20 protein-coding genes and 2 pseudogenes are annotated in these 26,138 nt (G+C 59.8%); 21 read left to right on the forward strand and 1 reads right to left on the reverse strand.

Annotation, left to right across the window (positions count from 1 at the left end):
- The first annotated feature begins 213 nt into the window (after window positions 1-213).
- The 21 genes and pseudogenes from hutU to ACYZTU_RS03070 all read left to right on the forward strand — a co-directional run.
- The gene (hutU, locus tag ACYZTU_RS02970) at window positions 214-1,896 is read left to right on the forward strand and encodes a urocanate hydratase (protein WP_461967880.1); all 1,683 of its coding nucleotides are present in this window, start codon (window positions 214-216) and stop codon (window positions 1,894-1,896) included.
- A gap of 44 nt (window positions 1,897-1,940) precedes the next feature.
- Window positions 1,941-3,413 carry a purine-cytosine permease family protein gene (locus tag ACYZTU_RS02975; protein WP_461967882.1) on the forward strand — a complete coding sequence of 491 codons (1,473 nt, stop codon included), beginning with the start codon at window positions 1,941-1,943 and terminating at the stop codon, window positions 3,411-3,413.
- 67 nt (window positions 3,414-3,480) lie between these two features.
- A complete protein-coding gene (locus ACYZTU_RS02980) occupies window positions 3,481-4,449 on the forward strand; it encodes an ABC transporter substrate-binding protein (protein ID WP_131061238.1) in 969 nt (322 codons plus the stop codon).
- A gap of 70 nt (window positions 4,450-4,519) precedes the next feature.
- Window positions 4,520-5,371 (forward strand): ABC transporter permease, encoded by an 852-nt coding sequence (locus tag ACYZTU_RS02985; RefSeq protein WP_461967884.1) that lies wholly within the window; start codon window positions 4,520-4,522, stop codon window positions 5,369-5,371.
- Complete coding sequence (locus tag ACYZTU_RS02990) at window positions 5,368-6,198, forward strand: quaternary amine ABC transporter ATP-binding protein (protein WP_461967886.1); 831 nt, start codon at window positions 5,368-5,370, stop codon at window positions 6,196-6,198. The genes ACYZTU_RS02985 and ACYZTU_RS02990 overlap by 4 nt, the downstream gene beginning before the upstream one ends.
- A 165-nt stretch (window positions 6,199-6,363) precedes the next feature.
- Window positions 6,364-7,887, forward strand: a complete 1,524-nt coding sequence (locus ACYZTU_RS02995; RefSeq protein ID WP_461967888.1) for an HAL/PAL/TAL family ammonia-lyase — start codon at window positions 6,364-6,366, stop codon at window positions 7,885-7,887.
- Window positions 7,888-8,019: 132 nt separating this feature from the next.
- Entirely contained in the window at window positions 8,020-9,552 is a 1,533-nt protein-coding gene (gene hutH / locus ACYZTU_RS03000) for a histidine ammonia-lyase (RefSeq protein ID WP_461967890.1), read from the forward strand.
- Window positions 9,553-9,624: 72 nt separating this feature from the next.
- On the forward strand, window positions 9,625-11,034 hold the full coding sequence (locus ACYZTU_RS03005) for an amino acid permease (protein ID WP_461967892.1): 1,410 nt from the start codon (window positions 9,625-9,627) through the stop codon (window positions 11,032-11,034).
- 17 nt (window positions 11,035-11,051) lie between these two features.
- On the forward strand, window positions 11,052-12,257 hold the full coding sequence (gene hutI, locus ACYZTU_RS03010) for an imidazolonepropionase (protein WP_461967894.1): 1,206 nt from the start codon (window positions 11,052-11,054) through the stop codon (window positions 12,255-12,257).
- Window positions 12,258-12,267: 10 nt separating this feature from the next.
- Entirely contained in the window at window positions 12,268-13,071 is an 804-nt protein-coding gene (gene hutG / locus ACYZTU_RS03015; protein ID WP_461967896.1) for an N-formylglutamate deformylase, read from the forward strand.
- A gap of 114 nt (window positions 13,072-13,185) precedes the next feature.
- A pseudogene (locus tag ACYZTU_RS03020) lies at window positions 13,186-13,728 on the forward strand (glycine betaine ABC transporter substrate-binding protein); the annotation flags it as partial.
- Window positions 13,728-14,660 carry an alpha/beta hydrolase gene (locus tag ACYZTU_RS03025; RefSeq protein WP_461967898.1) on the forward strand — a complete coding sequence of 311 codons (933 nt, stop codon included), beginning with the start codon at window positions 13,728-13,730 and terminating at the stop codon, window positions 14,658-14,660. The pseudogene ACYZTU_RS03020 and the gene ACYZTU_RS03025, both read left to right, overlap by 1 nt.
- A gap of 97 nt (window positions 14,661-14,757) precedes the next feature.
- On the forward strand, window positions 14,758-16,758 hold the full coding sequence (locus tag ACYZTU_RS03030) for a type VI secretion system Vgr family protein (protein ID WP_461967900.1): 2,001 nt from the start codon (window positions 14,758-14,760) through the stop codon (window positions 16,756-16,758).
- Entirely contained in the window at window positions 16,755-17,621 is an 867-nt protein-coding gene (locus tag ACYZTU_RS03035; RefSeq protein WP_461967902.1) for a DUF4123 domain-containing protein, read from the forward strand. The genes ACYZTU_RS03030 and ACYZTU_RS03035 overlap by 4 nt, the downstream gene beginning before the upstream one ends.
- Window positions 17,618-21,250: a toxin VasX gene (locus ACYZTU_RS03040; protein WP_461967904.1), complete on the forward strand. Its 3,633-nt coding sequence runs from the start codon at window positions 17,618-17,620 to the stop codon at window positions 21,248-21,250. The genes ACYZTU_RS03035 and ACYZTU_RS03040 overlap by 4 nt, the downstream gene beginning before the upstream one ends.
- Window positions 21,234-22,364: a hypothetical protein gene (locus ACYZTU_RS03045; RefSeq protein ID WP_461967906.1), complete on the forward strand. Its 1,131-nt coding sequence runs from the start codon at window positions 21,234-21,236 to the stop codon at window positions 22,362-22,364. Before ACYZTU_RS03040 ends, ACYZTU_RS03045 begins: the two co-directional genes overlap by 17 nt.
- Before the next feature lie 26 nt (window positions 22,365-22,390).
- Complete coding sequence (locus tag ACYZTU_RS03050) at window positions 22,391-22,597, forward strand: hypothetical protein (protein WP_461967907.1); 207 nt, start codon at window positions 22,391-22,393, stop codon at window positions 22,595-22,597.
- Window positions 22,581-23,711 carry a hypothetical protein gene (locus tag ACYZTU_RS03055; RefSeq protein ID WP_461967909.1) on the forward strand — a complete coding sequence of 377 codons (1,131 nt, stop codon included), beginning with the start codon at window positions 22,581-22,583 and terminating at the stop codon, window positions 23,709-23,711. The genes ACYZTU_RS03050 and ACYZTU_RS03055 overlap by 17 nt, the downstream gene beginning before the upstream one ends.
- 1 nt (window position 23,712) lies before the next feature.
- Window positions 23,713-23,943, forward strand: a complete 231-nt coding sequence (locus ACYZTU_RS03060) for a hypothetical protein (protein WP_461967911.1) — start codon at window positions 23,713-23,715, stop codon at window positions 23,941-23,943.
- On the forward strand, window positions 23,927-25,057 hold the full coding sequence (locus tag ACYZTU_RS03065) for a hypothetical protein (RefSeq protein WP_461967913.1): 1,131 nt from the start codon (window positions 23,927-23,929) through the stop codon (window positions 25,055-25,057). Before ACYZTU_RS03060 ends, ACYZTU_RS03065 begins: the two co-directional genes overlap by 17 nt.
- A gap of 60 nt (window positions 25,058-25,117) precedes the next feature.
- Window positions 25,118-25,252, forward strand: a pseudogene (locus ACYZTU_RS03070) (HU family DNA-binding protein); the annotation flags it as partial.
- Window positions 25,253-25,357: 105 nt separating this feature from the next.
- On the opposite strand, the gene ACYZTU_RS03075 reads toward ACYZTU_RS03070, so the two are convergent.
- The gene (locus tag ACYZTU_RS03075) at window positions 25,358-25,753 is read right to left on the reverse strand and encodes a DUF6124 family protein (protein WP_461967915.1); all 396 of its coding nucleotides are present in this window, start codon (window positions 25,751-25,753) and stop codon (window positions 25,358-25,360) included.
- Window positions 25,754-26,138 lie beyond the last annotated feature (385 nt).

Raw genomic sequence — 26,138 nt, forward strand, 5'->3', positions numbered from 1 at the left:
CTTTCCAGCCCTTTCAAAACTTTTCTTGAACAGCCATCCAACAAGTTGGCCGCTTGATTGCATATGCTTGTATGTACAAGTAAAGACGTATGCGTATGAGTCGTCCGAGACTCTCCGCAGCGTCCACTGATTCGCTTGTGGCGCAACGATGCGCACAAGCTGGCTTACCCACCGCCAGGGTTGGTTTGGATTGATCGCTGAGGAGTCTTTTTCGTGACTGACAATAAGCCCACTAAGTACCGTGACGTTGAAATTCGTGCCGCTCGCGGCAACAAGCTGACCGCCAAGAGCTGGCTGACCGAAGCGCCGCTGCGCATGTTGATGAACAACCTCGACCCGGAAGTCGCCGAGAACCCTAAAGAACTGGTGGTTTACGGTGGTATCGGTCGTGCGGCGCGTAACTGGGAATGCTACGACAAGATCGTCGAAAGCCTGACCAACCTGAACGACGACGAGACCCTGCTGGTGCAATCCGGCAAGCCGGTCGGCGTGTTCAAGACCCACAGCAACGCCCCGCGCGTACTGATCGCCAACTCCAACCTGGTGCCACACTGGGCGAGCTGGGAACACTTCAACGAACTCGACGCCAAAGGCCTGGCCATGTACGGCCAGATGACCGCCGGCAGCTGGATCTACATCGGCAGCCAGGGCATCGTTCAAGGCACCTACGAAACCTTCGTCGAAGCCGGTCGCCAACACTACAACGATGACCTGAAAGGTCGTTGGGTCCTGACCGCTGGCCTCGGTGGCATGGGCGGCGCTCAGCCACTGGCCGCCACCCTGGCCGGTGCGTGCTCGCTGAACATCGAATGCCAGCAGGTCAGCATCGATTTCCGCCTGAACAGCCGTTATGTGGATGAGCAAGCCACTGACCTCGACGACGCGCTGGCGCGCATCGCCAAATACACCAAGGAAGGCAAAGCGATTTCCATCGCGCTGCTGGGCAACGCGGCTGAAATTCTGCCGGAACTGGTCAAGCGCGGCGTGCGCCCGGACATGGTCACCGACCAGACCAGCGCCCACGACCCGCTCAACGGTTACCTGCCGGCTGGCTGGACCTGGGACGAATACCGCGCTCGCGCCAAGACCGAACCTGCCGCCGTGGTCAAAGCCGCCAAGCAATCGATGGCCGTGCACGTTAAAGCGATGCTCGACTTCCAGAAAATGGGTATTCCGACCTTCGACTACGGCAACAACATCCGTCAGATGGCGCAAGAAGAAGGCGTGGAAAACGCATTCGACTTCCCAGGCTTCGTACCGGCTTACATCCGTCCGCTGTTCTGCCGCGGCATCGGTCCATTCCGTTGGGCTGCTCTGTCGGGCGATCCGCAGGACATCTACAAAACCGACGCCAAAGTAAAAGAGCTGATCCCGGACGACGCCCACCTGCACAACTGGCTGGACATGGCGCGCGAGCGCATCAGCTTCCAGGGTCTGCCGGCACGTATCTGCTGGGTTGGCCTGGGCCTGCGCGCCAAGCTCGGTCTGGCGTTCAACGAAATGGTGCGCAGCGGTGAATTGTCCGCGCCAATCGTGATTGGTCGCGACCACCTGGACTCCGGTTCTGTCGCCAGCCCAAACCGCGAAACCGAATCCATGCAGGACGGTTCCGATGCCGTGTCCGACTGGCCACTGCTCAACGCGCTGCTCAACACTGCGAGCGGCGCGACCTGGGTCTCCCTGCACCACGGCGGCGGCGTCGGCATGGGCTTCTCCCAGCACTCGGGCATGGTGATTGTCTGCGACGGTACTGACGAAGCGGCCGAGCGTATCGCTCGCGTACTGCACAACGACCCGGCCACCGGCGTCATGCGTCATGCCGATGCGGGTTACCAGATCGCGATCGATTGCGCCAAGGAGCAGGGTCTGAACCTGCCGATGATTACCGGTCAATAACAACCCAAAGCCAACCCCACAAAACAATCCACAGAGGTTGAATCATGGCTGTTAACAACGATCGTGCAGGCAGTGAACCGTTGATCGAGAAACGTTCGATCGACTACATCCCGGAAGCGGAGAGACACGGTCGTCTGTTAAGCCAATTCACCCTGTGGTTGGGTGCCAACCTGCAAATCACTGCGATTGTCACCGGTGCATTGGCGGTGGTACTCGGTGGCGATGTGTTCTGGTCGTTGATCGGTTTGCTGATCGGCCAATTGCTCGGCGGCGGTGTCATGGCGCTACACGCAGCGCAAGGGCCCAAGCTTGGCCTGCCGCAGATGATCTCCAGCCGGGTACAGTTCGGCGTTTATGGCGCGGCCATCCCGATCGTGCTGGTCTGTTTGATGTACCTCGGCTTCACCGCAACGGGAACCGTGCTTTCCGGTCAGGCGCTGGGCCAGTTGCTTGGTGTCAGCGACAGCGTCGGTATCCTCATCTTCGCCAGTGTCATCGTGCTGGTCACGGTGCTCGGTTATCGGGTAATCCATTTCATTGGCCGTGTCGCCAGCGTCATTGGTGTGATTGCCTTTGTTTACCTGTTCAGTCGTCTGATGAGCCAGACTGACATTGGCGCACTGCTGCAAATCCGCCACTTCAGCTGGAGCAGTTTCCTGCTCTCGGTGTCGCTTGCGGCGTCCTGGCAGATCGCCTTCGGCCCTTATGTGGCTGACTATTCACGCTACCTGCCAAGTAAGATTTCCTCGGTGAAAACGTTTTTCGCCGCTGGCGCGGGTTCGGTCATTGGCGCACAGGTGGCGATGATCCTCGGCGTGTTTGCCGCCGCCACGGCCAATGGGCAATTCGCCGGCCACGAAGTGGCCTACATCGTTGGTTTGGGCGGTACCGGTGCCACCGCTGCGCTGCTGTACTTCAGCATCGCGTTCGGCAAGGTCACCATCTCCACGCTGAATTCCTACGGCAGCTTCATGTGCATCGCGACCATCATCAGCGGTTTCCGTGGTCACCTGCAGGTCACGCGCTTGCAGCGTCTGGTTTTCGTGCTGGTCATCGTCGGTACTGCGACCCTGATCGCGCTGCTCGGTCAGCACTCGTTCCTCGGTGCGTTCAAGTCGTTCATCCTGTTCTTGCTGGCGTTCTTTACGCCATGGAGCGCGATCAACCTGGTGGACTACTACTGCATCACCCGCGAGCGCTATGACGTGCCGGCGTTGGCCGATCCGAACGGTCGCTACGGCCGTTGGAACCCCCTCGGTATCAGCATCTATGTCTTCGGTGTACTGGTGCAACTGCCGTTCATCTCCACCAAGTTCTATACCGGTCCGCTGGTAGACGCCCTGGGTGGTGTGGATATTTCCTGGATCATCGGACTGGTGCTTCCCGCAGCCCTGTATTACGTGTGCGCAAAAAAATGGCATGGCGCCGTACCTGATCAACTGATTCTGCCGGTCGAGCTGGACAGCGTTGTACAACCTAAAACAAGCGGGGCCGGTCGCGCTGCGGCGCAGGCCTGATTGGACGTGGACAGGCTGGATGCCTCTTGACTGCCGTAAGCCAATTCATGATTAGGAGCGTCACACAATGAAATCGAACCAGACCCTGCTGACCACATTGCTTTCCATGGGCCTGCTGGCCAGTGCCGGTGCTACTCAGGCAGCCGGTTGGTGCGAGTCGGGCAAGCCGGTGAAATTCGCCGGCCTGAACTGGGAAAGCGGCATGCTGTTGACCGACGTGATGCAGGTCGTGCTGGAGAAAGGTTACGACTGCAAGGTCGACAGCCTGCCAGGCAACTCCATCACCATGGAAAACGCCCTGAGCAGCAACGACATTCAAGTGTTCGCCGAAGAGTGGGTTGGGCGCAGCGAGGTCTGGAACAAGGCCGAGAAGGCCGGCAAGGTGGTCGGTGTCGGCGCTCCGGTCGTTGGTGCGATCGAAGGTTGGTACGTGCCGCGCTACGTGATCGAAGGCGACGCCAAGCGCAAGCTGGAACCCAAGGCGCCGGACCTGAAAAACATCGCCGACCTGGCCAAGTACGCCGCCGTGTTCAAGGATCAGGAAGAGCCATCGAAGGGCCGTTTCTACAACTGCCCGGCCGGCTGGACCTGTGAACTGGACAACAGCGAAATGCTGAAAAGCTACGGCCTGGAAAGCACCTACACCAACTTCCGCCCAGGCACCGGCCCGGCGCTGGATGCCGCCGTGCTGTCGAGCTACAAACGTGGCGAGCCGATCCTGTTCTACTACTGGTCGCCAACCCCGCTGATGGGCCAGGTGGACCTGGTTAAACTCGAAGAGAAGCCAGGCGTGGACAAGCGCGTGACCATCAAGGTCGGCCTGTCCAAGACCTTCCACGAGCAAGCCCCGGAACTGGTGGCTGTGCTGGAAAAGGTCAACCTGCCAATCGACCTGCTTAACCAGAACCTCGGGCGTATGGCCAAAGAGCGGATCGAGTCACCAAAACTGGCGAAAATCTTCCTCAAGGAACATCCTGAAGTCTGGCATGCATGGGTGAGCGAAGACGCAGCCAAAAAGATCGACGCGGCCTTGTAGGTTGAGCCTCTCCGACTGCCCTGAGCGGCAGTCGGACGCTTGATCGCAACCCCTTGATTGAGAGTCTCTTATGTTTCCCGAAAGCTTTACCTTTTCCATCGCCGAATGGGTCAACGGTTGGGTCGATTCGCTGGTCACCAACTACGGCGACGTGTTCCGCAGCATCTCCGACACCCTCTTGTGGGCCATCGTCAATCTTGAAGGGCTGCTGCGTGCGGCGCCCTGGTGGCTGATGCTGGCGATCGTGGCGGGCGTTGCCTGGCACGCGACCCGCAAAGTCGTGACCACCGCGGTGATCGTCGGTTTGCTGTTCCTGGTAGGCGCGGTTGGCCTCTGGGACAAGCTGATGCAGACGCTGGCGCTGATGATGGTCGCGACGGTCATTTCGGTGCTGATCGGCATTCCGCTGGGCATTCTTTCGGCACGTAGCAATCGCTTGCGTTCGGTGCTGATGCCGCTGCTGGACATCATGCAGACCATGCCGAGTTTCGTGTACCTGATCCCGGTGCTGATGCTGTTCGGTCTAGGCAAGGTTCCGGCGATTTTCGCCACCGTGATCTACGCCGCGCCACCGCTGATTCGCCTGACTGATCTGGGCATTCGCCAGGTCGACGGTGAAGTGATGGAAGCGATCAATGCCTTCGGTGCCAACCGCTGGCAGCAACTGTTTGGCGTGCAACTTCCGCTGGCCCTGCCGAGCATCATGGCCGGGATCAATCAGACGACCATGATGGCCCTGTCGATGGTGGTGATTGCCTCGATGATCGGTGCCCGTGGCCTGGGTGAAGACGTGTTGGTGGGGATTCAGACCCTCAACGTCGGGCGTGGTCTTGAGGCTGGTCTGGCGATCGTGATTCTGGCAGTGGTTATCGACCGCATTACTCAAGCATACGGTCGGCCACGGCATGAGGTGAGCAAATGAACAACGAAGCCGTCAGCAAGATCGAAGTCAAAAACGTCTTCAAGATTTTCGGCAACCGTTCCAAGGAAGCGCTGGCCATGATTGGCCAGGGCAAAACCAAGGATCAAGTGCTGGCCGAAACCGGCTGCGTGGTCGGCGTGAACGACTTGTCCCTGAGCATCGCTACCGGCGAGATCTTCGTGATCATGGGCCTGTCGGGTTCCGGCAAGTCCACTCTGGTACGCCACTTCAATCGCCTGATCGACCCGACCAGCGGCGCGATCCTGGTGGACGGCGTGGACATCCTGCAATACGACATGGAAGCCCTGCGCGAATTTCGTCGGCACAAAATCAGCATGGTGTTCCAGAGCTTTGGTCTGTTACCGCACAAGACCGTGGTGGATAACGTTGCCTACGGCCTGAAAGTGCGTGGCGAGAGCAAGCAAATGTGCTCCGAACGCGCGCTGCACTGGATCAACACCGTGGGCCTCAAGGGCTACGAAAACAAATACCCGCATCAGCTTTCCGGCGGTATGCGTCAGCGTGTAGGTCTAGCCCGCGCGTTGGCGGCGGACACCGACATCATCCTGATGGACGAAGCGTTCAGTGCCCTCGACCCGCTGATCCGCGCAGAGATGCAGGACCAGTTGCTGGAGCTGCAAAAGACCTTGCACAAGACCATCGTCTTCATCACCCACGACCTTGATGAGGCGGTGCGGATTGGTAACCGGATTGCGATTCTCAAGGACGGGCGCCTGATTCAGGTGGGTACGCCGCGAGAGATCCTGCATTCGCCGGCGGATGAGTATGTGGATCGGTTCGTACAGCGGCGCGCGGCTGTGGTTTGAGGTGATGATCGTTCCCACGCTCTGCGTGGGAATGCATCCCGTGACGCTCCGCGTCACATTCGCAGGGCTTGGACCTTGCGCTGACAACGGGACGCAGAGCGTCCCAGGCGGCATTCCCACGCAGAGCGTGGGAACGATCAAAACAGAATTGGTATGAGGCTCCAGATGTCCCAGGTTGAAAAAATCGTTATCGCAGGCGACCACCTGCGTTGGCAGGATGTGGTCGCCGTAGCCCGCCATGGCGCACAGCTTGAGCTGTCGCCACAGGCCTGGGCGCGGATCGAGAATGCCCAAGCAATCGTCCAGCGCATCGTCGTCAGCGGCGAACGTGCTTATGGCGTCAACACGGGCCTCGGCGCCTTGTGCAACGTCTCGTTGAAAGACGAGCAACTCAGCCAACTGTCGCGCAACACCTTGCTCAGTCACGCCTGTGGCGTTGGCGCTCCATTGGCCGACGAGCAGACCCGCGCGATCATGTGTGCGGCAATCCTCAATTACAGCCAAGGAAAATCCGGCATTCACCGTCGGGTGGTCGAAGCGTTACTGGCGTTGCTCAATCGCGGTATCACTGCGCAAGTGCCGTCCCAGGGTTCGGTCGGTTACCTGACCCACATGGCGCACATCAGCATCGCGCTGCTGGGCGTCGGCAATGTCAGCTATCGCGGGCAGATTGTTTCTGTGCAACAAGCTCTGGCCGAAGAAGGTTTGCAACCGGTTCAGCTCGGCGCCAAAGACGGCCTGTGCCTGGTCAACGGCACGCCGTGCATGACCGGCCTCAGCTGCCTGGCGATTGCTGATGCCACGCGCCTGCTGCAATGGGCTGACGTGATCGGCGCCATGAGCTTCGAGGCCCAGCGCGGGCAGATTGCTGCGTTCGATGCCGAGATCATCGCGCTCAAGCCGCATCCGGGCATGCAGCAAGTTGGCACGAATCTGCGGGCGTTGCTGGATGGCAGTGAAGTGATTGCTTCGAGCATAGGCATCCGCACGCAGGATGCGCTGAGCCTCCGTTCTATTCCGCACGTCCACGGTGCTGCACGGGATCAACTGGCGCACGCGACTCAACAGATCGAAACCGAGCTCAACGGTTGCACCGATAATCCGTTGCTGCTTGGCACACCGGACAACTTCCGGGTGGTGTCCCAGGCCAACCCGCACGGCCAGTCAGTGGCATTGGCGGCGGATTTGCTGGCGATTGCCATGGCCGAAATCGGCTCCATCGCCGAACGTCGCCTGGACCGCTTGATCAACCCGCATGTCAGCGGTTTGCCGGCATTCCTGGTGGCCAACCCGGGGGTTAACTCCGGCATGATGATCGTCCAGTACGTCGCCGCTTCGCTGTGTGCGGAAAACCGTCAATTGGCGCAACCGGCAGTGCTCGACAACTACGTTACCTCGGGCCTGCAGGAAGACCATCTGAGTATGGGCACCAATGCCGCGCTGAAGCTGCATCGCGCGTTGGAAAACTGCACGCAGATCCTCGCGATTGAGTACCTGCTGGCGGCTCAGGCGTTTGAATTTCTCAAGGAACAACGCTTCGGCGCCGGCACCGATACGGCCTGGCGTCTGTTGCGCGAGCGGGTCCCGGCCTACGATCAGGACCGCTGGCTGGCACCGGACATCGCCAGTGCCGCCGCCGTTTTGAAAGACCCGATTTTGCTGCACAACGCTTTACCTAACCTGAACTGATTTCCACAAAACACCAGCGTGCCAAGGCGCAGCCCCCCAAAAGGTGGGAAGCGACGGACAACGGACATCTCCGGAGCGTCTGGTGAGTACTCTTCACCTAAGAAGAAGACAAACTCTCAAAAGGAGCACGAAATGACTGCGTTAAACCTTATTCCCGGCCAACTGAGCCTTGCCCAACTGCGTGATATCTATCAGCAGCCGGTCAAAATCACCCTCGACAACAGTGCCTCGGCCCAGATTGAAGCCAGCGTTGCCTGCGTGGAACAGATCCTCGCCGAGAACCGCACCGCGTATGGCATCAACACCGGTTTCGGCCTGCTGGCTTCGACCCGTATCGCCAGTGAAGACCTGGAAAACCTGCAGCGCTCGCTGGTGCTGTCCCACGCCGCCGGTGTCGGCGAGCCGATCAGCGATGCGCTGGTTCGACTGGTCATGGTGCTCAAGGTCAACAGCCTGAGCCGTGGTTTCTCGGGCATTCGTCGCAAGGTCATCGACGCCCTGATCGCCCTGATCAATGCCGAGGTTTACCCGCATATTCCATTGAAAGGTTCGGTCGGTGCATCCGGCGACCTGGCGCCTTTGGCCCACATGTCGTTGGTGTTGCTGGGTGAAGGCAAGGCTCGCTACAAAGGCGAATGGATGGAAGCGACTGAAGCGCTGAAAGTCGCCGGTCTGACCCCGCTGACCCTGGCGGCGAAAGAAGGTCTGGCGCTGCTCAACGGCACCCAGGTTTCCACCGCTTACGCGCTGCGTGGTCTGTTCGAAGGTGAAGACCTGTTCGCTGGCGCTGTGGCGCTTGGCGCCCTGACCGTCGAAGCCGTGCTGGGCTCGCGCTCGCCGTTCGACGCCCGGATTCATGCCGCTCGCGGTCAGAAAGGCCAGATCGACGCTGCTGCCGCTTACCGCGATCTGCTGGGTGAGCGCAGTGAAGTCTCCGACTCGCACCAGAACTGCGAAAAGGTTCAGGACCCGTACTCTCTGCGCTGCCAGCCGCAAGTCATGGGCGCCTGCCTGACCCAGTTCCGTCAAGCCGCTGAAGTGCTCGCCATTGAAGCCAACGCCGTTTCGGACAACCCGCTGGTCTTCGCCGCTGAAGGCGACGTGATCTCCGGCGGTAACTTCCACGCCGAACCGGTGGCCATGGCCGCTGACAACATGGCCCTGGCCATCGCTGAAATCGGCTCCCTGAGCGAGCGTCGTATCTCGCTGATGATGGACAAGCACATGTCGCAACTGCCGCCGTTCCTGGTGGCCAATGGCGGCGTGAACTCCGGCTTCATGATCGCCCAAGTGACCGCGGCGGCACTGGCCAGCGAGAACAAGGCGTTGTCCCATCCGCATTCGGTGGACAGCCTGCCGACTTCCGCGAACCAGGAAGATCACGTGTCGATGGCCCCGGCTGCCGGCAAGCGTCTGTGGGAAATGGCCGAAAACACTCGCGGCGTTTTGGCGGTCGAGTGGCTGGCGGCGTGCCAGGGTCTGGATCTGCGAGATGGTTTGAAGACTTCTTCGAAGCTGGAAGAGGCCCGGGCGATTCTGCGTAAAGAAGTGCCGTTCTATGAGAAGGACCGGTTCTTTGCGCCGGACATCAACGCGGCGAGCGAGTTGTTGGCGACCCGTTGCCTGAACGCGCTGGTACCGGCGAAGTTGCTGCCTAGCCTGTAAGTCTGCTGATCGTTCCCACGCGGGAGCGTGGGAACGATCATTTCTGCCAATAAGAATAATTAGGGACGAGCAATGCAACAGCCAGAAAAGGGTTTGAAACGCGGGCTCTCTGCCCGACATATTCGCTTCATGGCACTGGGGTCGGCGATCGGCACCGGGCTGTTTTACGGTTCTGCCTCGGCCATTCAAATGGCCGGGCCTGCGGTACTGTTGGCTTACCTGATCGGTGGTGCGGCGGTGTTCATGGTCATGCGCGCCCTCGGCGAGATGGCGGTGCACAATCCGGTGACCGGCTCTTTCGGCCAGTACGCCAGCACTTACCTTGGGCCGATGGCGGGCTTCATCCTCGGTTGGACCTACGCGTTTGAAATGGTCATCGTCGGTATGGCCGACGTCACCGCGTTCGGTATTTACATGGGCTTCTGGTTTCCGGAAGTCGACCGCTGGATCTGGGTACTGGGCATCGTCTCGGTGGTCGGCGGCTTGAACCTGTGCAACGTCAAAGTCTTCGGTGAAATGGAGTTCTGGCTGTCGCTGCTCAAGGTCGCGGCCATCGTCGCGATGATCTTGGGTGGCTTCGGCATCATGCTGTTCGGCATCAGCACTGCGCCCGGCGCCCAGGCGACCGACATCAGCAATCTCTGGAGCCATGGCGGCTTCATGCCCAATGGCGTGGGCGGCCTGATTGCTTCGTTCGCGGTGGTGATGTTTGCGTTCGGCGGCATTGAAATCATCGGCGTGACGGCCGGTGAAGCCAAAGACCCGCAGCACGTGCTGCCCCGGGCGATCAATGCCGTACCGCTGCGTATTTTGCTGTTCTACGTGCTGACCATGTTCGTGCTGATGTCGATCTTCCCATGGCAGCAGATCGGCAGCCAGGGCAGCCCGTTTGTGCAGATTTTCGACAATCTGGGGATCAGTTCGGCGGCGACTGTTCTTAATATCGTGGTGATTTCGGCGGCGATATCGGCGATCAACAGCGACATCTTCGGCGCTGGCCGCATGATGTACGGCCTGGCCCTGCAAGGGCACGCGCCCAAGGGCTTCGCCCGGTTGTCGCGCAATGGCGTGCCGTGGCTGACGGTAGTGGTGATGAGCAGTGCGCTACTGCTGGGCGTGCTGCTGAACTACCTGATTCCGGAAAACGTATTTCTGTTGATCGCCTCCATCGCAACTTTTGCCACGGTGTGGGTCTGGTTGATGATTCTGTTCACCCAAGTGGCCATGCGTCGTTCCATGAGCGCGGAGCAGGTCGCACAGTTGAAATTCCCGGTGCCGTTCTGGCCCTATGCACCGATGGCGGCGATTGCCTTCATGCTGTTCATCTTCGGCGTGCTGGGCTATTTCCCTGACACCCAGGCAGCTCTGATCGTCGGCGTGGTCTGGATTGTGTTGCTGGTGCTGGCCTACCTGACGTGGGTGAAACCGGCGGCAGGGAAGGCAGTACCGGTGGAGCAGGAACCCTCTTTTTCTCATCGATAACCTAACGGAGGCCACGGATGAAAACTCTCTGGCAACACTGCCACGTCGCAACCATGGCGCAAGGCGTCTACTCGATCATCGAGGATGCGGCCATCGTGACGTCAGGAGCGCACATTGAGTGGGTGGGCCCGCGCAGTGAGCTGCCGGCGGGCGAATACCCGGCGGTCTATGACCTAAAAGGGGCCTGGGTGACGCCGGGTCTGATCGACTGCCACACCCACACGGTGTTTGGCGGCAACCGCAGCGGCGAATTCGAACAACGCCTGCAGGGTGTCAGCTACGCGGAAATCGCCGCAGCCGGTGGTGGCATTGCCAGCACCGTACGCGCCACCCGCGCGGCGACCGAAGACGAGTTATTCGCCAGCGCCGTCAAACGCCTGAAAAGCCTGATGCGTGACGGCGTGACCACGGTCGAGATGAAATCCGGCTACGGTCTCGACCTGGCCAGCGAACGCAAGATCCTGCGGGTGATTCGCCGTCTTGGCGCCGAACTGCCGGTCAGCGTGCGCAGCACCTGCCTGGCCGCTCACGCCTTGCCGCCGGAGTATGCGGATCGCGCCGACGACTACATCGACCACATCTGCGCCGAGATGCTTCCGTCCCTGGCCGCCGAAGGGCTGGTGGATGCGGTGGATGCGTTCTGCGAATACCTGGCGTTTTCGCCGGCGCAGGTCGAGCGCGTATTCGTCACCGCACAACAACTCGGGTTGCCGGTGAAGCTGCACGCCGAACAGTTGTCGTCCCTGCACGGTTCGAGTCTGGCGGCGCGTTACCACGCACTGTCGGCCGATCACCTGGAATTCATGACCGAAGACGACGCCATCGCCATGGCCAAGTCTGGCACCGTCGCGGTGTTGCTGCCCGGCGCCTTCTACTTCCTGCGCGAGACCCAGTTGCCGCCGATGGACGCCTTGCGCAAACACGGGGTGAAAATCGCCATCGCCAGCGACCTCAATCCTGGAACCTCACCGGGGCTGTCGTTGCGCTTGATGCTGAACATGGCGTGCACCTGTTTCCGCATGACCCCGGAAGAAGCGCTGGCCGGTGCAACGATTCATGCTGCCACCGCGTTGGGCATGGCCGAGACTCACGGCTCGCTGGAAGTCGGCAAGGTCGCGGATTTCGTCGCCTGGCAAATCGATCGTCCGGCCGATCTGTCGTACTGGCTGGGCGGTGACCTGGAAAAACGCGTCGTGCGTCACGGCGTCGAAACAAGCGTTTAGGAGAGCAGTTGTGGATAAGGTTCTGAACTTCAAACAAGGCCGCGTACCGTTGCTGATCAGCATGCCCCACGCCGGCCTGCGTCTGACCCCGGCGTTGGAAGCGGGGTTGATCCCCGACGCGAAAAGCCTGCCGGACACCGATTGGCATATCCCGCAGCTTTACGAATTTGCTGCCGAGCTGGGCGCCAGCACCCTGGCCGCCGAGTACTCGCGTTTTGTCATCGACCTGAACCGACCGTCTGACGACAAGCCTTTGTATGTCGGCGCGACCACCGGCCTGTACCCAGCGACGCTGTTCGACGGCATTCCGTTGTTCCGTGAGGGCATGGAGCCATCAGCGGCGGAACGAGCGACTTATCTGGAGCAGGTCTGGACGCCATATCACAACACCTTGCAAAACGAGCTGGCGCGACTGAAAGCCGAGTTTGGTTACGCGCTGCTGTTCGATGCGCATTCGATCCGCTCGGTGATCCCGCACCTGTTCGACGGCAAGCTGCCGGACTTCAATCTGGGCACCTTCAACGGTGCCAGTTGCGATCCACAGTTGGCCACTCAGCTGAAAGCCATCTGCGCGCGCCACGGCGACTACAGCCATGTGCTGAACGGTCGCTTCAAGGGCGGCCACATCACTCGCCATTATGGCAATCCGGCCGAGAACATCCATGCGGTGCAACTGGAGTTGGGCCAGTGCACATACATGGAAGAGTTCGAGCCGTACCGTTATCGCCCGGATCTGGCGGCACCGACTCAGGTGGTGCTCAAGGAATTGCTGCAAGGGCTGCTGGCTTGGGGCCAAAAGCATCACAAACGCTAAAGCCTGGCGCATACCCTGTGGGAGCGAGCTTGCTCCGGGCGGCGATCCGACGATGGCGGACTGACATTCAACATCAATGTTGAATGTGATGGCCTCATCGCCATCGCCATCGCCATCGCCAAATTCAAGGATCAGCTCGGTGGCAAGATCTACGGCATCGAGCCGGGCAGTGGCGCCAACACCACCCTCAAAACCATGATCGAGACCAATCGCTTTGGCCTGAAGGACTTCAAGCTGATTGAGTCCGGTGAGGCCGGCATGCTTGCCGCCGTACAACGGGCAGTGAATCGCAAGGAATTCGTGGTGTTCGTCGGCTGGACCCCGCACCCGATGAACATCAACATGAAGATCGCCTACCTGACCGGCAGCGAAGACGTTTACGGCCCGAACGAAGGCGCCGCAACCGTTTCCACGGTGACCGCCCCGGACTACGCCCAGCGCTGTCCGAACGTAAACCGCCTGCTGGAAAACCTGACCTTCACCGCCGCCCAGGAAAGCCAGTTGATGGTGCCGATCATGGAGCGCAGGACGCCTCAGGACGTTGCCAAACAATGGCTGCGCGACCATCCGGAAGATTTGCAGCGCTGGCTGGCGGGTGTCAGCAGTTTCGATGGCAAGGATGGCGTGGCAACCGTTCAGGCCAATTTGAAACCTTGATGGCGGCGTATCCTTTATCCAAACAGATGACGGCGTTCGTCGAGAAAACCGTCAGCTTCAACAGCACCGACAGCAACCTCACCGGTTTGCGTCAGGCCTACAGCGGGATGTGCCGGGCGTTTACTCCGCCGCGTCCTGCCGGGCTTTATGTGGTCGACTTTGAATTGGCGGGCGTGCCGGTGCGGTCGTATCAACCGCCGGTTTCGCCACTGACCAGCGGTTGCCCCTGCATCGTGTATCTGCACGGCGGCGGGTGGGTGGTGGGCGACCTGGATTCCCACGACTTCATCTGCGCCGAACTGGCGTCGACGCTCGGCGTGCTGGTGATCGCCGTCGATTATCGGTTGGCGCCGGAACATCCGTTTCCGGCGGCGTTCGAGGATTGTCTGGGGGTCTGGCGCGCGCTACGGGCCGGGCCATTGCTGCTCGATCCCGAGCGAACGCTGGTGGCCGGGGACAGCGCCGGTGGCAACCTTGCTGCTGCGTTGTGTCTGGCGTTGCGCGATGCGGGCGAGCCATTGCCGGCTGCGCAGGTCCTGATTTATCCGGGGCTGGGCGGTGATCAGCGATTGCCATCGCGCAGTGAATGCATCGATGCTCCCTTGCTCAGCAGCAGCGATCTGGATTGTTATCACGCCTTGTACTTGCGCGGCACCCGACAGCCAGGTGCCTATGCGATGCCGTTGCTCGCCGAGGATTTCAGTGGTTTGCCGCCGACCTTGATCGCCGTGGCTCAATTCGACCCGCTGCGCGATGACGGTGTGCTCTACGCCGAGCGACTGAACGCAGCAGGCGTGGCAGCGACGCTTTATTACGGCGAAGGGTTGGTTCACGGCTGTCTGCGGGCTCGGGGGCAGGTCGCCGAGGTCGACGCGCTCTACGAAACGCTGATCGGCTATTTGAAAACGATATTCGACAACCATTCGGCTTAACGGAAGCGTCCTACGCTAAATATCGATTCGTCTGACTGCGCGAATTGGTAGATCCACGCAAAGTCCCGTGCTTACAAATAGACACAGGGACATGTGGATGCTCAGCGATGCCAAGCAGGTCGTTTTCAAACTCGACATTGAAGGTTTTCCCCACGACCTTCAGGTACTCGAATTCCGCGCCAAGGAAGCGCTTAACCAGCCTTACGAAGTCAAACTCGAACTGGTCAGCGAGCGCCCCGACCTTGACCTCGATTCTCTGCTGCATCGCTCGGCTTTTCTGCGCTTCGGTCCTGACGGCGCCGGCATTCACGGGCAGGTCTATCGAATCGCCCAAGCCGATTCAGGCAAACGCCTGACCCGTTATCAGATGACCCTCGTGCCCCGGCTCGCCTACCTCACCCACTGCCATAACCAGCGTATTTTTCAACACCTGAGCGTGCCGCAGATCATCGCCAGCGTGCTGAACGGCCAAGGGATGCAGCCCGATACCTGGCGCTTCCAACTCAGCGCCGAGTACCGACCACGGCTCTATTGCGTGCAGTACGAAACCGGACTGCATTTCCTCCAAAGGTTGTGTGAGGAAGAAGGTCTGCACTTTCATTTTGAGCACAGCGCCGATGGGCATGTGCTGGTGTTCGGCGACGATCAAACCAGCTTCTCGAAACCCTCCCAGTCAACCGCGTACATGCCAGGCAGTGGCATGGTTGCCGAAGCGCCGGTGATTGATCGTTTCAAGCTGCGACTTGAAACCCGACCGACCCACGTCAGCCGTCGTGATTACGATTTCGAAAAACCGCGCCTGAAACTGGAAAGCGAGGCCAAAAATCCGCTGCTGCCGCACCTTGAGGATTATGGATTCCCAGGTCAGTTCACCCATCGTGAACGCGGTAAACATCTGGCCAATCGGGCACTGGAACGCCACCGCGCCGATTACCAGCAAGCCGAAGGGCGCAGCGATCAGAGTGCCATGCGCAGCGGCCATTTCGTTGAGATGACCGAACACCCACGCGCTGACCGGAATGGCCTGTGGCTTCTGACTGAAGTCGAACATGTTGGCCTGCAACCCCAGGTGCTTGAGGAATCAATCACCGATGCCAGTCCGCAGGACGGTTTCATTCAGGGCTACCGTAACCACTTCGTCGCGACACCTTGGGACGTCCTATTCAGGCCGGCTCTTGAACACCCCAAGCCGCGAATAACGGGCAACCAGCAGGCGGTCGTCACAGGCCCGCCCGGCGAAGAGATCTACTGCGACGAATACGGTCGGGTAAAGGTTCAACTGCCGTGGGACCGCGACGGTCAGCACAACGAGCAATCGAGCTGCTGGCTGCGTGTCGCCACCGGCTGGGCCCATGACCGCTATGGCGGCGTGCTGATCCCTCGGGTCGGCATGGAAGTGCTGGTGGGGTTCACCGAAGGCGACCCCGACAAACCTTTTATCCTCAACTGTCTGCCCAACGCCTCAACCCCCGTACCACTGGATCTGCCGGCTGAGCACACACGCAGTATTTTCCGTAGCCAGAGCAGTCCCGGTGGCGGCGGTTACAACGAGTTGCGCATCGAGGACAGGAAAGGCGCCGAGGAAATTGCCCTGCGTGCCCAGCGCGATTTTGTCCAACTCGTTCTCAACGATGAACGCCTTCAAGTCGATAACCAACGCACCGTGGTGGTCGGCGGCATCGCCAGCCACGACCTGCGTGGCGAAGAACAGCACCTCACCCACGGCAACCGCCTGACCGAACTCAAACAGGACGACCACCTGTTGGTCCATGGCGACCGCCACATCCAGACCACCAATCACCTACTCAACGCCACTCAGCACATTCAGCTCAATGCAGGCCAACAAGTCGTCATCGACGGCGGTGTGCACCTGACAGTCCAGGCGGGCGGTCACTGGCTGACGCTCGGGCCGGAAGGCATTTTCAGCAGCGTGCCGATTCTAGTGGGCGGCGCCCCGGCCGTGGGTATACCCGCCGAGCCCCTGATGCCGGGCGCCTTGCCCCTGCTGAAAGTGACGTTCGATGCGGCCCAGCAACGCCATGCGTTGATTTCAACCCGCGCTTCTCGCTGCCTGATATGCGAGGCCGCTCAAGCATGAAGCTTTTGACCTCATTGCCTGGAGACCTGCCCTGGAGCGAGCAACAGGCTTTCCTGCTGCTGGACGGCGCGAGCTTGGGCGATTTGCCGGAACGCTTGAAACAACTGAACCCCGGTGCGAGCACCGTTGCGCTGTATGACTGTGCGCCGTTCACTGCGCTGCGGAATATCTCGCCGCTGCTGGTGGCGGTCCAACAGCCTGACGATTCGATATTTCAGTTCTATCTGCAACAGGCGCACGAAGAGTGGGGCGTGCTGTTGTTCAGCACCACGCCTGCGCATGACGTCGCCCAACACTTGCGCAAACTGCTGACCGTTGAATTGCCCGACGGTCTGCCGGTGGTCCTGCGTCTGGCCGATGCGGCAGTGGCGCAGGCGTTGTTCGGCAGTGGGGATCAGCGTTTGTTCGGTCCCCTTTCCTGCGTGGTGATGGCCGACAACGTCAGCGCCAAATGGCAGCGTCATCAACCCCGACTGCCCGAATGCCCGGAACTGGCCACGCCCTATCGCCTGAGCCCTGAACTGAATGCAGTGCTGGACCACGTTGATCGGCGCCGCGCGTTGCTCGAACTCGACGCCCATTTGCTCAACTACTTTCCCGAACGCCATGGCGGCGAAACCGTGGCTCAGCGTTGGCCAATGCTCGAACAACTGGAGGCCGAGGCCGGCGCCTTGGGCTTGAGTAGTCAATCCGAGCTTCTGTATTACGCCAACGTCATGGCCTGGCTGGGCGGTACAGCGCTCGATCAGCATCCGTCTATCGCTCGATTGATCCATACGCCCTCACTGCAATCACCCGGCGAGCGCATCGCGTTGGCCGCCGACCTGGCCCAGCGCTGGGCCAGTCAAGGGAGCCGCCCATGACCCACCCTGCCAACCTTGCTGCCGCCGCCGCGTCAAAAACCGCCATCGGCTCTCCCGGTGCTTGCCCCTTGCGCCAAACCCATGTGCAGCTACTGCCCTTGCGTTACGGATTGGTGGAAAAGCCCCTCGACCCGAGTGCCGAGCTGAAGCTGCCCTATACCCTGACGACCCGCCCGTTGGGCATTCGTTTACTGCGCGATGGCTGGTTGTATGTCATCGACAGCGTCACCGGCCACCTGCATGAATATCGCGTGCTCAACGGACTGGTCAGCGCCTTGCTGCACAAGGGCGCCAAGGTCGATGGCGATCAGCGCACGCCTATCGAGGAGCGTCCGGCCCTAGTGTTTTCGCGGCGCAGCACCCTGCATGTGACCTTCGCCGAAGTGCAGTGGACCGCGGCCAAATGCACGCAAGTGCTCGACAACTCCGACGAGCGTGACCACTTCATGCAAGCCGTCGATCTCGGCCCGGTGCATTGCCAAACTGGCGGCGAACACCTACTGACGGTCGCGCAAGGCAAACAGTGGCTGGCGGAGATTGCGACCGATCCGGCCCGGCAGGCCCAAGCCGCACAAGACCGTACGGAACAGGAAGCCGAGTCGCCATCGGACGCCGTTCTATTGCCGACGGTGCATGTCAGCGATGCCCCCGCGCACGAACGTGAACTCTATTTGTGGGAGCAGCCGCGGCGCTTTCGCGAGGCGCACATCGGCGAGTTTCTCGGGCGGGTGCGCCCGGCTTATCAGGACGACACGCTGTTCCTTGTGGTGCACGACGACCTCGGCGTGTTGCGCGACTTGGCCGAGTATCAGGACACCGTAGTCGGCTGGGTCGACGACTGGAGCAATACCGACCACAACGAACGCGATTACCTGTTGGCTTGCTACATCGAATCCTTGAGCCGGCTCAGTCCCGGGGATATCGGCAATCTGGTCGACGCCAGCGACGATCCGCGAGTCCAGGCGCTTTTTGACGATCTGGAACAGTTGCCCGAACCGGATCGGGAGCACACCCGCAAAGCCTTGCTGGATTACCTGAACAAGGGCGGCAAGGTCGAGTCGCTGGACGCTCCCGTGCCCCCGGCACTGGAGCAGGCGCGTAAAGAAGCGCATGCCGAAGCGTTCAAATTCGCCAAGTACCAGGGCGCCACACCTGACTTCACCGCCCATAGCCGCGCCAGTGACGAGGCAGACCGCCGTTACTACACGCGCCAACATTTCAAGGTCGCCCCCGACGATTTCGTCGAACGTCACCTCGATACCTTGATAAAACTCGGCCAAGAGCAAAACAAACGCATCATTGATGTGCTCGAAGGCTCCAGCTTCAGTGGCAAACGCGGGGTCAACGATTTCATCGACCGGCCGGCCATGGACGCGGCGCTGTTTCAGCATCGCGACGACCTTGGTCGCTGGAACCGATTGCTTGAGCGCATCACCGCCGACCGCACCCTGCTGGTGGGTGCCGGTCGCTTCCATCGCTCGGCCTGGTATTACGACGCGCAGGATCAACAGCAACTCCACCAGGCCTTCACCGCCGAATACGCCTGCCTGAAGGACATCTGCCGCAGTGACCACGCGAGCGAAATCCTCCTCGGTTATCTGGAGAAACACCCTGAACTGACCCGGCCACTGTTCTACACCTTGCCCCTGCGTCTTCAGCCAGAACGGGCCGCGCAATACGCCACGCTGTTCAACGCCGGCATGGGGGTGTTCAACAACCTGCCGCACTGGCTGGGCGAGCTGCAGAAAATCGAACAAGCGCACCTGCCGGCCCTCGACGACCTGCCCGAACATACCCGCGCCGTCGCGGACGCAGCGCAGCACAGCCTCAGCCCGGCGCTGAACCTAGGTCTGAGTCGGGCGCTGGAAGGGTTCGATCTGGCGGGAGAGAAAATCCCCGACCTCGACGAACTGTTCCGGCGCCTGCCCAAAGCCTTGTCGGGGCGGCTACTCGATGCGGCGAAAACCACCGGGGTGACCTTTACTGTCGCCAGCCCAGCAGAACACGCGGCGTTGCAAACCAACCTCAAGGAACTGCTCAGGGAACGCGATTACCTGAAAACTCTGACCCGCGAACGCAACCAGCTCACCCACAACAAAAACCGCCAGGGGCACAAGACGCCACGGGCGGTGGAGTTGCAGGGTGAGATCGTGCGGGTGCGTGGGCAGTTGACGCAGCTCGAAGGCCAGTTGGCTGGGGCGCTGAGCCCGATTGCGGAGTTGCCGGATCAGTCGGCGCGCCTGTATGGCGCGACGCCGGCTCGGGCGGGGGTGACGGCGGTGTTTCCGCCGGCGCAGCAGTTGGAGGTGCGGAGTTTGTTGAAGGATATTCGGTTGGGGGTTCAGAGTGTGCCGAATGCGAATTTGATTCGGAGCGAGGGGATGGGGTTGTTGGTGTTTTTGGTGCAGGGGGTGAATTTGGTTTCGGTTATAAGGGAACTGACCAACCAATCCAGGAACAAGCGAGTCTGGATGCCCGTTTTTAATGCAGCGATGACCACCGGGGCCGCTGGGTTCACTGCGGCGCAAAGTCTCGCCGATACAGCGTTAAAGGCACGTAGCGTTGCGCTCGTCGCGGGTCTTCAACACCACGCCTTGCAAAATTTGCATGTGCAGATGGGCAAGCTGCATGTTGGACTGGGCATTTTCACCTACGGCTTCGGTTTTATCTCTTCAGTGGTTAGTCTCAATACCCAACAGCAGAATTGGCAACAGGCGACGCGTAGTGGGAATGCTGCTGCGCAGAATAGTGCAGCGCTCGCTGCAGCGAGCGCGGCCGGCATGACGACCGTCAATGCCTATGGCTTAGGTCATACCTTACACGCGGGGTATAGCGTAGCAATTGCCAGAAACGCTGCAGCAAGAACGGCTGCTTGGGCCGCGGCTGGTACCCGTTTGTCCACCGTGTTCTTCCGGTTCAATCTGGCCGGTGCCCTGTTCACCATTTTGGAGTTGGGTGGAACCTGGCTGTACAACCGTTACAACATCAGTGCCCATGATAAATGGCTGAAAACCACACCCTGGAGCTTGGACACCGATCATCGCGGCGACCATGCCCTGGATGAATATCAGCGTTATCTGGCCTATTTGCTGAACGCCCCGTATACGCAACTGGGCCCGAACGAGCATGATTCGTGGCTGAAAAACTTCCTGCTAAAAGCCAAGCCCAGCGACATTCACTTGGTGCTGCCAAGGCTCAAGCTCAGCGATTTCCAGCCACCGTTGAGTGGACAACCGGCTCATCGCCTGGGGATCGGCGCCCACCGCATTGCCATTCCTCTCCACAGCCGTGGCACGCCGAGAGAGCGCAAGGACGTTATCAGCGATGAAATCACGGCCAGCCTGCGCATCGTACAAACAGGACCCGATCGGCTAGTGCTGTGCCTGCAATATCCCGTGGATCCTGACAGCGAATTTACCCCGGCTTCCGAAAAACTGGAGCTGGCCGTCTGTATACAGACCTTGAACGCCAAGGGGGTGTGGGAATCGCTGACTGACGTTATTCACCTCAACCCGCGCGGTAAGGGTCATTTCCCTGCGTTACCTCGTCAATCCGTTACCGAGCATCCACCGTTGTTGCTGGTTGAAACCCATCTGCTGGAGCTGGCCGACCATGCCCACCAAGATTGATAGCTCCCTGCCTGCACCGCACCTTGAGCAATCCCGCAAAGCCGGCGATGTCGAACCGTTTCCCAGTGGGAGAATCACCTATCTCGCGCCGTTGCCATTGCCGACACCGCTGCCGCCGCATGGCCCGCATATCGGGGAACTAAATGAGGTGTACATGGACTTTGGGCTGGGATCACCGCCAGTCTTTATGTGGCAGATGACATTAGGGGGACCATTCAGTGTTGCCTTCTCGGTTGCATTCTTAATACCTCTATTTGGCGGCTTCATGTTTTTCTTGTTCGGCATGGGCTGGGACGATATTACTCATGCCATAAAAGGAGTATTCAATGAGGCGTACGGACCAGCCATACAGGGCGGTTTTTTAATGCTGCTCATCGGCCTCGGTGTGTGGCACCACAACCACAAAAAGCGCCTCCACATCATCCCAACCCGCTTCAACCGCCAACGCCGCGAAGTCTGCTTCATGCCCGAAGACGCCACCGAACCCGTCTTCGTCCCTTGGGAATCCCTTTCGGCCTGGGTCATCGAAGCTCAAGGCGCCACCCAATACGGCATCCACCGCCAATACGGCATGGGCATCGGTTTCCAGCACGGGGAGACCCTCACCAGCGTCGAATTCCCCTGCTTCGGCCTCTCCCTGGCCATCAGCCACTGGGAAGCCATCCGCGGCTACATGGAATACGAAATCCACGACCTAAAATCCATCCAGGACCCGCAAGACCTGCAAGGCCCGAACGACCCGCCCCACGAAGGCCTGCACACTTTCCACAACGCCCGCGCGCGTATGCATCAGCAGATCCGCGACGGCCAACGTGGTCGAGTGTCCGGCTTCTTCTGGTACCTGTACCACGTCATGACGCTGTGGACGATTCCCAACCACCTGACCGAATGGGAAGTCCGCCGCCTCCAGAAAATGGCCCCGCAGGCCTTGCCCGAAGTGATGCGCCAATGGTCCGAGCCATTACCGAAGGAACAATGGGCGAAGCCGAGCGAAGAACTGCTGCGCCTGAGCGCGCACGTTCGCGCCCTGCACAAACGTCAGCCGCGACGCCCGATCACCGAGATTTTTGCCGAGGTACAGCGCACGAATCCGACCGACAAACGTCGCGCATGAGTTGTTTTTTCAATGTATTTGCTCCGATGTCCGAAACACTGGAGCTGGCCGTCTGTATACAGACCTTGAACGCCAGGGGGGTGTGGGAATCGCTGACTGACGTTATTCACCTCAACCCGCGCGGTAAGGGGCGTTTCCCTTCGTTGCCCCGTCAATCCGTCACCGAGCATCCGCCCCTGTTGCTGGTTGAAACCCATCTGCTGGAGCTGGCCGACCATGCCCACCAAGATTGATATCCCCATGAATGCACCGCACCTGGAGCAACCTCGAAAAGCCGGAGATATAGAACCGTTTCACAATGGGAGAATCACCTATCTCGCGCCGTTGCCACTGCCGACACCGCTACCACCGCACGGTCCGCATATCGGGGAGCTAAATGAGGTGTATATGGATTTTGGCTTGGGATCGCCCCAAGTGTTTTCATGGCAGCTCATATTAGGCGGGCCCTTCAGCGGAGCCTTCATGATCGCGTTCCTAATCCCGCCAGCAATTGGCTGCGTGGGCCTTATGTTCGGATATGACTTCGCATACACATGGGAATTTGTTATTGATTTATTCTTCGCCATCTATGGATATGCCTTAGTTACCGGCTTCTCCGCCTTAGCCATCCTCCTCTGCACTTGGCTCCACTATCACAACAAACGCGCGGCCATCATCCCCACCCGTTTCAACCGCCAACGCCGCGAAGTCTGCTTCATGCCCGAAAACGCCACCGAACCGCTCTTCGTCCCTTGGGAATCCCTATCCGCCTGGGTCATCGAAGCCCAAGGCGCCACCCAGTACGGCATCCACCGCCAGTACGGCATGGGCATCGGCTTCCAGCACGGCGAGACGCTGACCAGCGTCGAATTCCCTTGCTTCGGTCTTTCCCTGGCCATCAGCCACTGGGAAGCCATCCGCGGCTACATGGAATACGAAATCCACGACCTCAAATCCATCCAGGATCCGCTAGACCTGCAAGGCCCGAACGACCCGCCCCACGAAGGCCTGCACACCTTCCACAACGCCCGCGCGCGTATGCATCAGCAAATCCGCGACGGCCAACGTGGTCGAGTGTCCGGCTTCTTCTGGTACCTGTACCACGTGATGACGCTGTGGACGATTCCCAACCACCTGACCGAATGGGAAATCCGCCGTCTCCAGAAAATGGGCCAACAGGCGTTGCCCGAGGCGATGCGCCAATGGTCGGAACCGCTTCCGAAGGGACAATGGGCGAAGCCGAGCGAAGAACTGCTGCGCCTGAGCGCGCACGTTCGCGCCCTGCACAAACGTCAGCCGCGACGCCCGATCACCGAGATTTTTGCCGAGGTACAGCGCACGAATCCGACCGACAAACGTCACGCATGAGTTGTTTTTTCAATGTATTTGCTCCGATGTCGAAACACTGGAGCTGGCCGTCTGCATCCAGACCTTGAGCGCCAAGGGGGTGTGGGAATCGCTGACTGACGTTATTCACCTCAACCCGCGCGGCAAGGACCATTTTCCTTCGTTGCCTCGTCAATCCGTTACCGAGCATCCACCGTTGTTGCTGGTTGAAACCCATCTGCTGGAGCTGGCCGACCATGCCCACCAAGATTGAAATGCCTCTGCCTTCCCCGCACCTTGAGCAATCCCGCAAAGCCGGCGATGTCGAACCGTTTCCCAGTGGGAGAATCACCTATCTCGCGCCGTTGCCATTGCCGACACCGCTGCCGCCGCATGGCCCGCATATCGGGGAACTAAATGATGTGTACATGGACTTCGGGGTGGGATCACCGCAGATATTTTCATGGCAGGTCATATTAGGCGGGCCATTCAGCGGCGCATTTATGATTGCATTCCTGTTTCCCCTGATTGGCGGCTTCATGTTTTTTTTATTCGGGATGGGTTGGGACGATATTTCTCATGCCATACAAGGGATCTTCCATGCGTCCTACCCGCTAGCCATACAAACTGGCTTTTGGACCCTACTCATCGGCCTCGGCGTCTGGCACCACAACCACAAAAAACGCCTCAAAATCATCCCCACCCGCTTCAACCGCCAACGCCGCGAAGTCTGCTTCATGCCCGAAGACGCCACCGACCCCGTCTTCGTCCCCTGGGAATCCCTTTCGGCCTGGGTCATCGAAGCTCAAGGCGCCACCCAATACGGCATCCACCGCCAATACGGCATGGGCATTGGTTTCCAGCACGGCGAGACCCTGACCAGCGTCGAATTCCCCTGCTTCGGTCTTTCCCTGGCCATCAGCCACTGGGAAGCGATTCGCGGTTACATGGAATTCGAAATCCACGACCTCAAATCCATCCAGGACCCGCTAGACCTGCAAGGCCCCGACGACCCGCCCCACGAAGGCCTGCACACCTTCCGCAACGCCCGCGCGCGTATGCATCAGCAAATCCGCGACGGCCAACGTGGTCGAGTGTCCGGCTTCTTCTGGTACCTGTACCACGTCATGACCCTGTGGACGATTCCCAACCACCTGACCGAATGGGAAGTCCGCCGCCTCCAGAAAATGGCCCCGCACGCCTTGCCCGAAGTGATGCGCCAATGGTCCGAGCCATTACCGAAGGAACAATGGGCGAAACCGAGTGAAGAACTGCTGCGCCTGAGCCATCAGGTCCGACAGCTGCATAAACGCCAACCGCGACGCCCGATCACCGATATTTTTGCCGAGGTTCAGCGCCTGAATCCGACGGACAAACGTCGCGCATGAGCTGTTACAACCGTAAAACCCTGCTCGACTATCAGGAAAAACATCCGAAACTGATCCGGCAAGGACAGCGTCACGCTGGTGGGCTTCGGTACCTTTCTGCAACGCCATCGCGGTGCCCGCACCGGCAAAAACCCGCAAACCAGTGAGCCCGTCAAAATCAAGGCCAGCAACACTGTTGCGTTCAAGCCAGGCTAATCGTTGAAAGACCGTAACACGCACCGACTTCCCGCGTAGCGAGTGAGCGGGTAAAAAATGGGCACGCCAACGAGGTTGGGTGCCCATTTTTTTATGCCTGACGAATCAGCTGACTCGACTTTGTTGCTTGGCGAAAATCGCCGCCATCTCGGGTTCATCCAGATGATCCAGCGTTCGCTCCACCAACAAATGCACGCCGTCAGCCATGCGGCTGAGCGCCAAGGCTACGGAGCGGCGGGAACCGTCCACATCGTCGGCGAGGTTGGCGGCGATGGCGCTGATGGACAGCAAATCTTCCGAGGCATTGGCGAGAAGGGTTTCAGGGTTGATGCCCGGGCAGACGCTGAAGAGCTGGCCGTTGCGTTTTGGTGGTTTGGGGTCGGCTGGCGGGAAGTGATGGTTGAGGGCGCGCTCGGCGGCTTCGTTGAGTTTGTTTGAGTCGGGGCTTTCGTAGGGAGAGACCGGATCGGTGTCGGGTGGGTTGGGTGTGACTTTGAACATATTCAATTCTCCAACAACGTGGAGCCGTCACCGAATCGCTGCTAAACGCAGGGTGGCAGCTGTGCGCAGGTTAGCAGACCGGTGGAGACGAATCCGGCGCGCCCGAGGGCGCCCTGCGCACAGCTACCATAAAGTGCAGGCATGAAATGACCTGACTGTCTGGATGCAGATGCGCTTCGTCAAGACGGGCTGCTAAACCCGATCACTGATGGGCAGTGACAGGAACCAAGTTACCGACCGCCCCCAAGGCGCACAAGCCGGCGGATTCTGGCGTAGCCGTAGGCAACGACGCAAGGTGTTGTAGCTTGCAGGAAGTAACCTTGAGGCGTTTTAAACAAACGCTGTCTAGCGGTGTTTAACTACCGAAATGTTGGCAAGAACGAGT

This window comes from Pseudomonas sp. HLT2-19-2, assembly GCF_054898005.1.

Excerpts from the sequence above, each read along its gene's own strand:
- ACYZTU_RS02980 (WP_131061238.1), top strand. The coding sequence starts at position 3,481 with ATGAAATCGAACCAGACCCTGCTGACCACATTGCTTTCCATGGGCCTG.
- ACYZTU_RS03005 (WP_461967892.1), top strand. The coding sequence starts at position 9,625 with ATGCAACAGCCAGAAAAGGGTTTGAAACGCGGGCTCTCTGCCCGACAT.
- ACYZTU_RS03035 (WP_461967902.1), top strand. The coding sequence starts at position 16,755 with ATGAAGCTTTTGACCTCATTGCCTGGAGACCTGCCCTGGAGCGAGCAA.
- ACYZTU_RS02985 (WP_461967884.1), top strand. The coding sequence starts at position 4,520 with ATGTTTCCCGAAAGCTTTACCTTTTCCATCGCCGAATGGGTCAACGGT.
- ACYZTU_RS02990 (WP_461967886.1), top strand. The coding sequence starts at position 5,368 with ATGAACAACGAAGCCGTCAGCAAGATCGAAGTCAAAAACGTCTTCAAG.
- hutI (WP_461967894.1), top strand. The coding sequence starts at position 11,052 with ATGAAAACTCTCTGGCAACACTGCCACGTCGCAACCATGGCGCAAGGC.
- ACYZTU_RS02995 (WP_461967888.1), top strand. The coding sequence starts at position 6,364 with ATGTCCCAGGTTGAAAAAATCGTTATCGCAGGCGACCACCTGCGTTGG.
- ACYZTU_RS03040 (WP_461967904.1), top strand. The coding sequence starts at position 17,618 with ATGACCCACCCTGCCAACCTTGCTGCCGCCGCCGCGTCAAAAACCGCC.
- ACYZTU_RS02975 (WP_461967882.1), top strand. The coding sequence starts at position 1,941 with ATGGCTGTTAACAACGATCGTGCAGGCAGTGAACCGTTGATCGAGAAA.
- ACYZTU_RS03025 (WP_461967898.1), top strand. The coding sequence starts at position 13,728 with ATGGCGGCGTATCCTTTATCCAAACAGATGACGGCGTTCGTCGAGAAA.
- ACYZTU_RS03065 (WP_461967913.1), top strand. The coding sequence starts at position 23,927 with ATGCCCACCAAGATTGAAATGCCTCTGCCTTCCCCGCACCTTGAGCAA.
- ACYZTU_RS03045 (WP_461967906.1), top strand. The coding sequence starts at position 21,234 with ATGCCCACCAAGATTGATAGCTCCCTGCCTGCACCGCACCTTGAGCAA.
- ACYZTU_RS03050 (WP_461967907.1), top strand. The coding sequence starts at position 22,391 with ATGTCCGAAACACTGGAGCTGGCCGTCTGTATACAGACCTTGAACGCC.
- ACYZTU_RS03055 (WP_461967909.1), top strand. The coding sequence starts at position 22,581 with ATGCCCACCAAGATTGATATCCCCATGAATGCACCGCACCTGGAGCAA.
- hutH (WP_461967890.1), top strand. The coding sequence starts at position 8,020 with ATGACTGCGTTAAACCTTATTCCCGGCCAACTGAGCCTTGCCCAACTG.
- ACYZTU_RS03030 (WP_461967900.1), top strand. The coding sequence starts at position 14,758 with ATGCTCAGCGATGCCAAGCAGGTCGTTTTCAAACTCGACATTGAAGGT.
- ACYZTU_RS03075 (WP_461967915.1), bottom strand. The coding sequence starts at position 25,753 with ATGTTCAAAGTCACACCCAACCCACCCGACACCGATCCGGTCTCTCCC.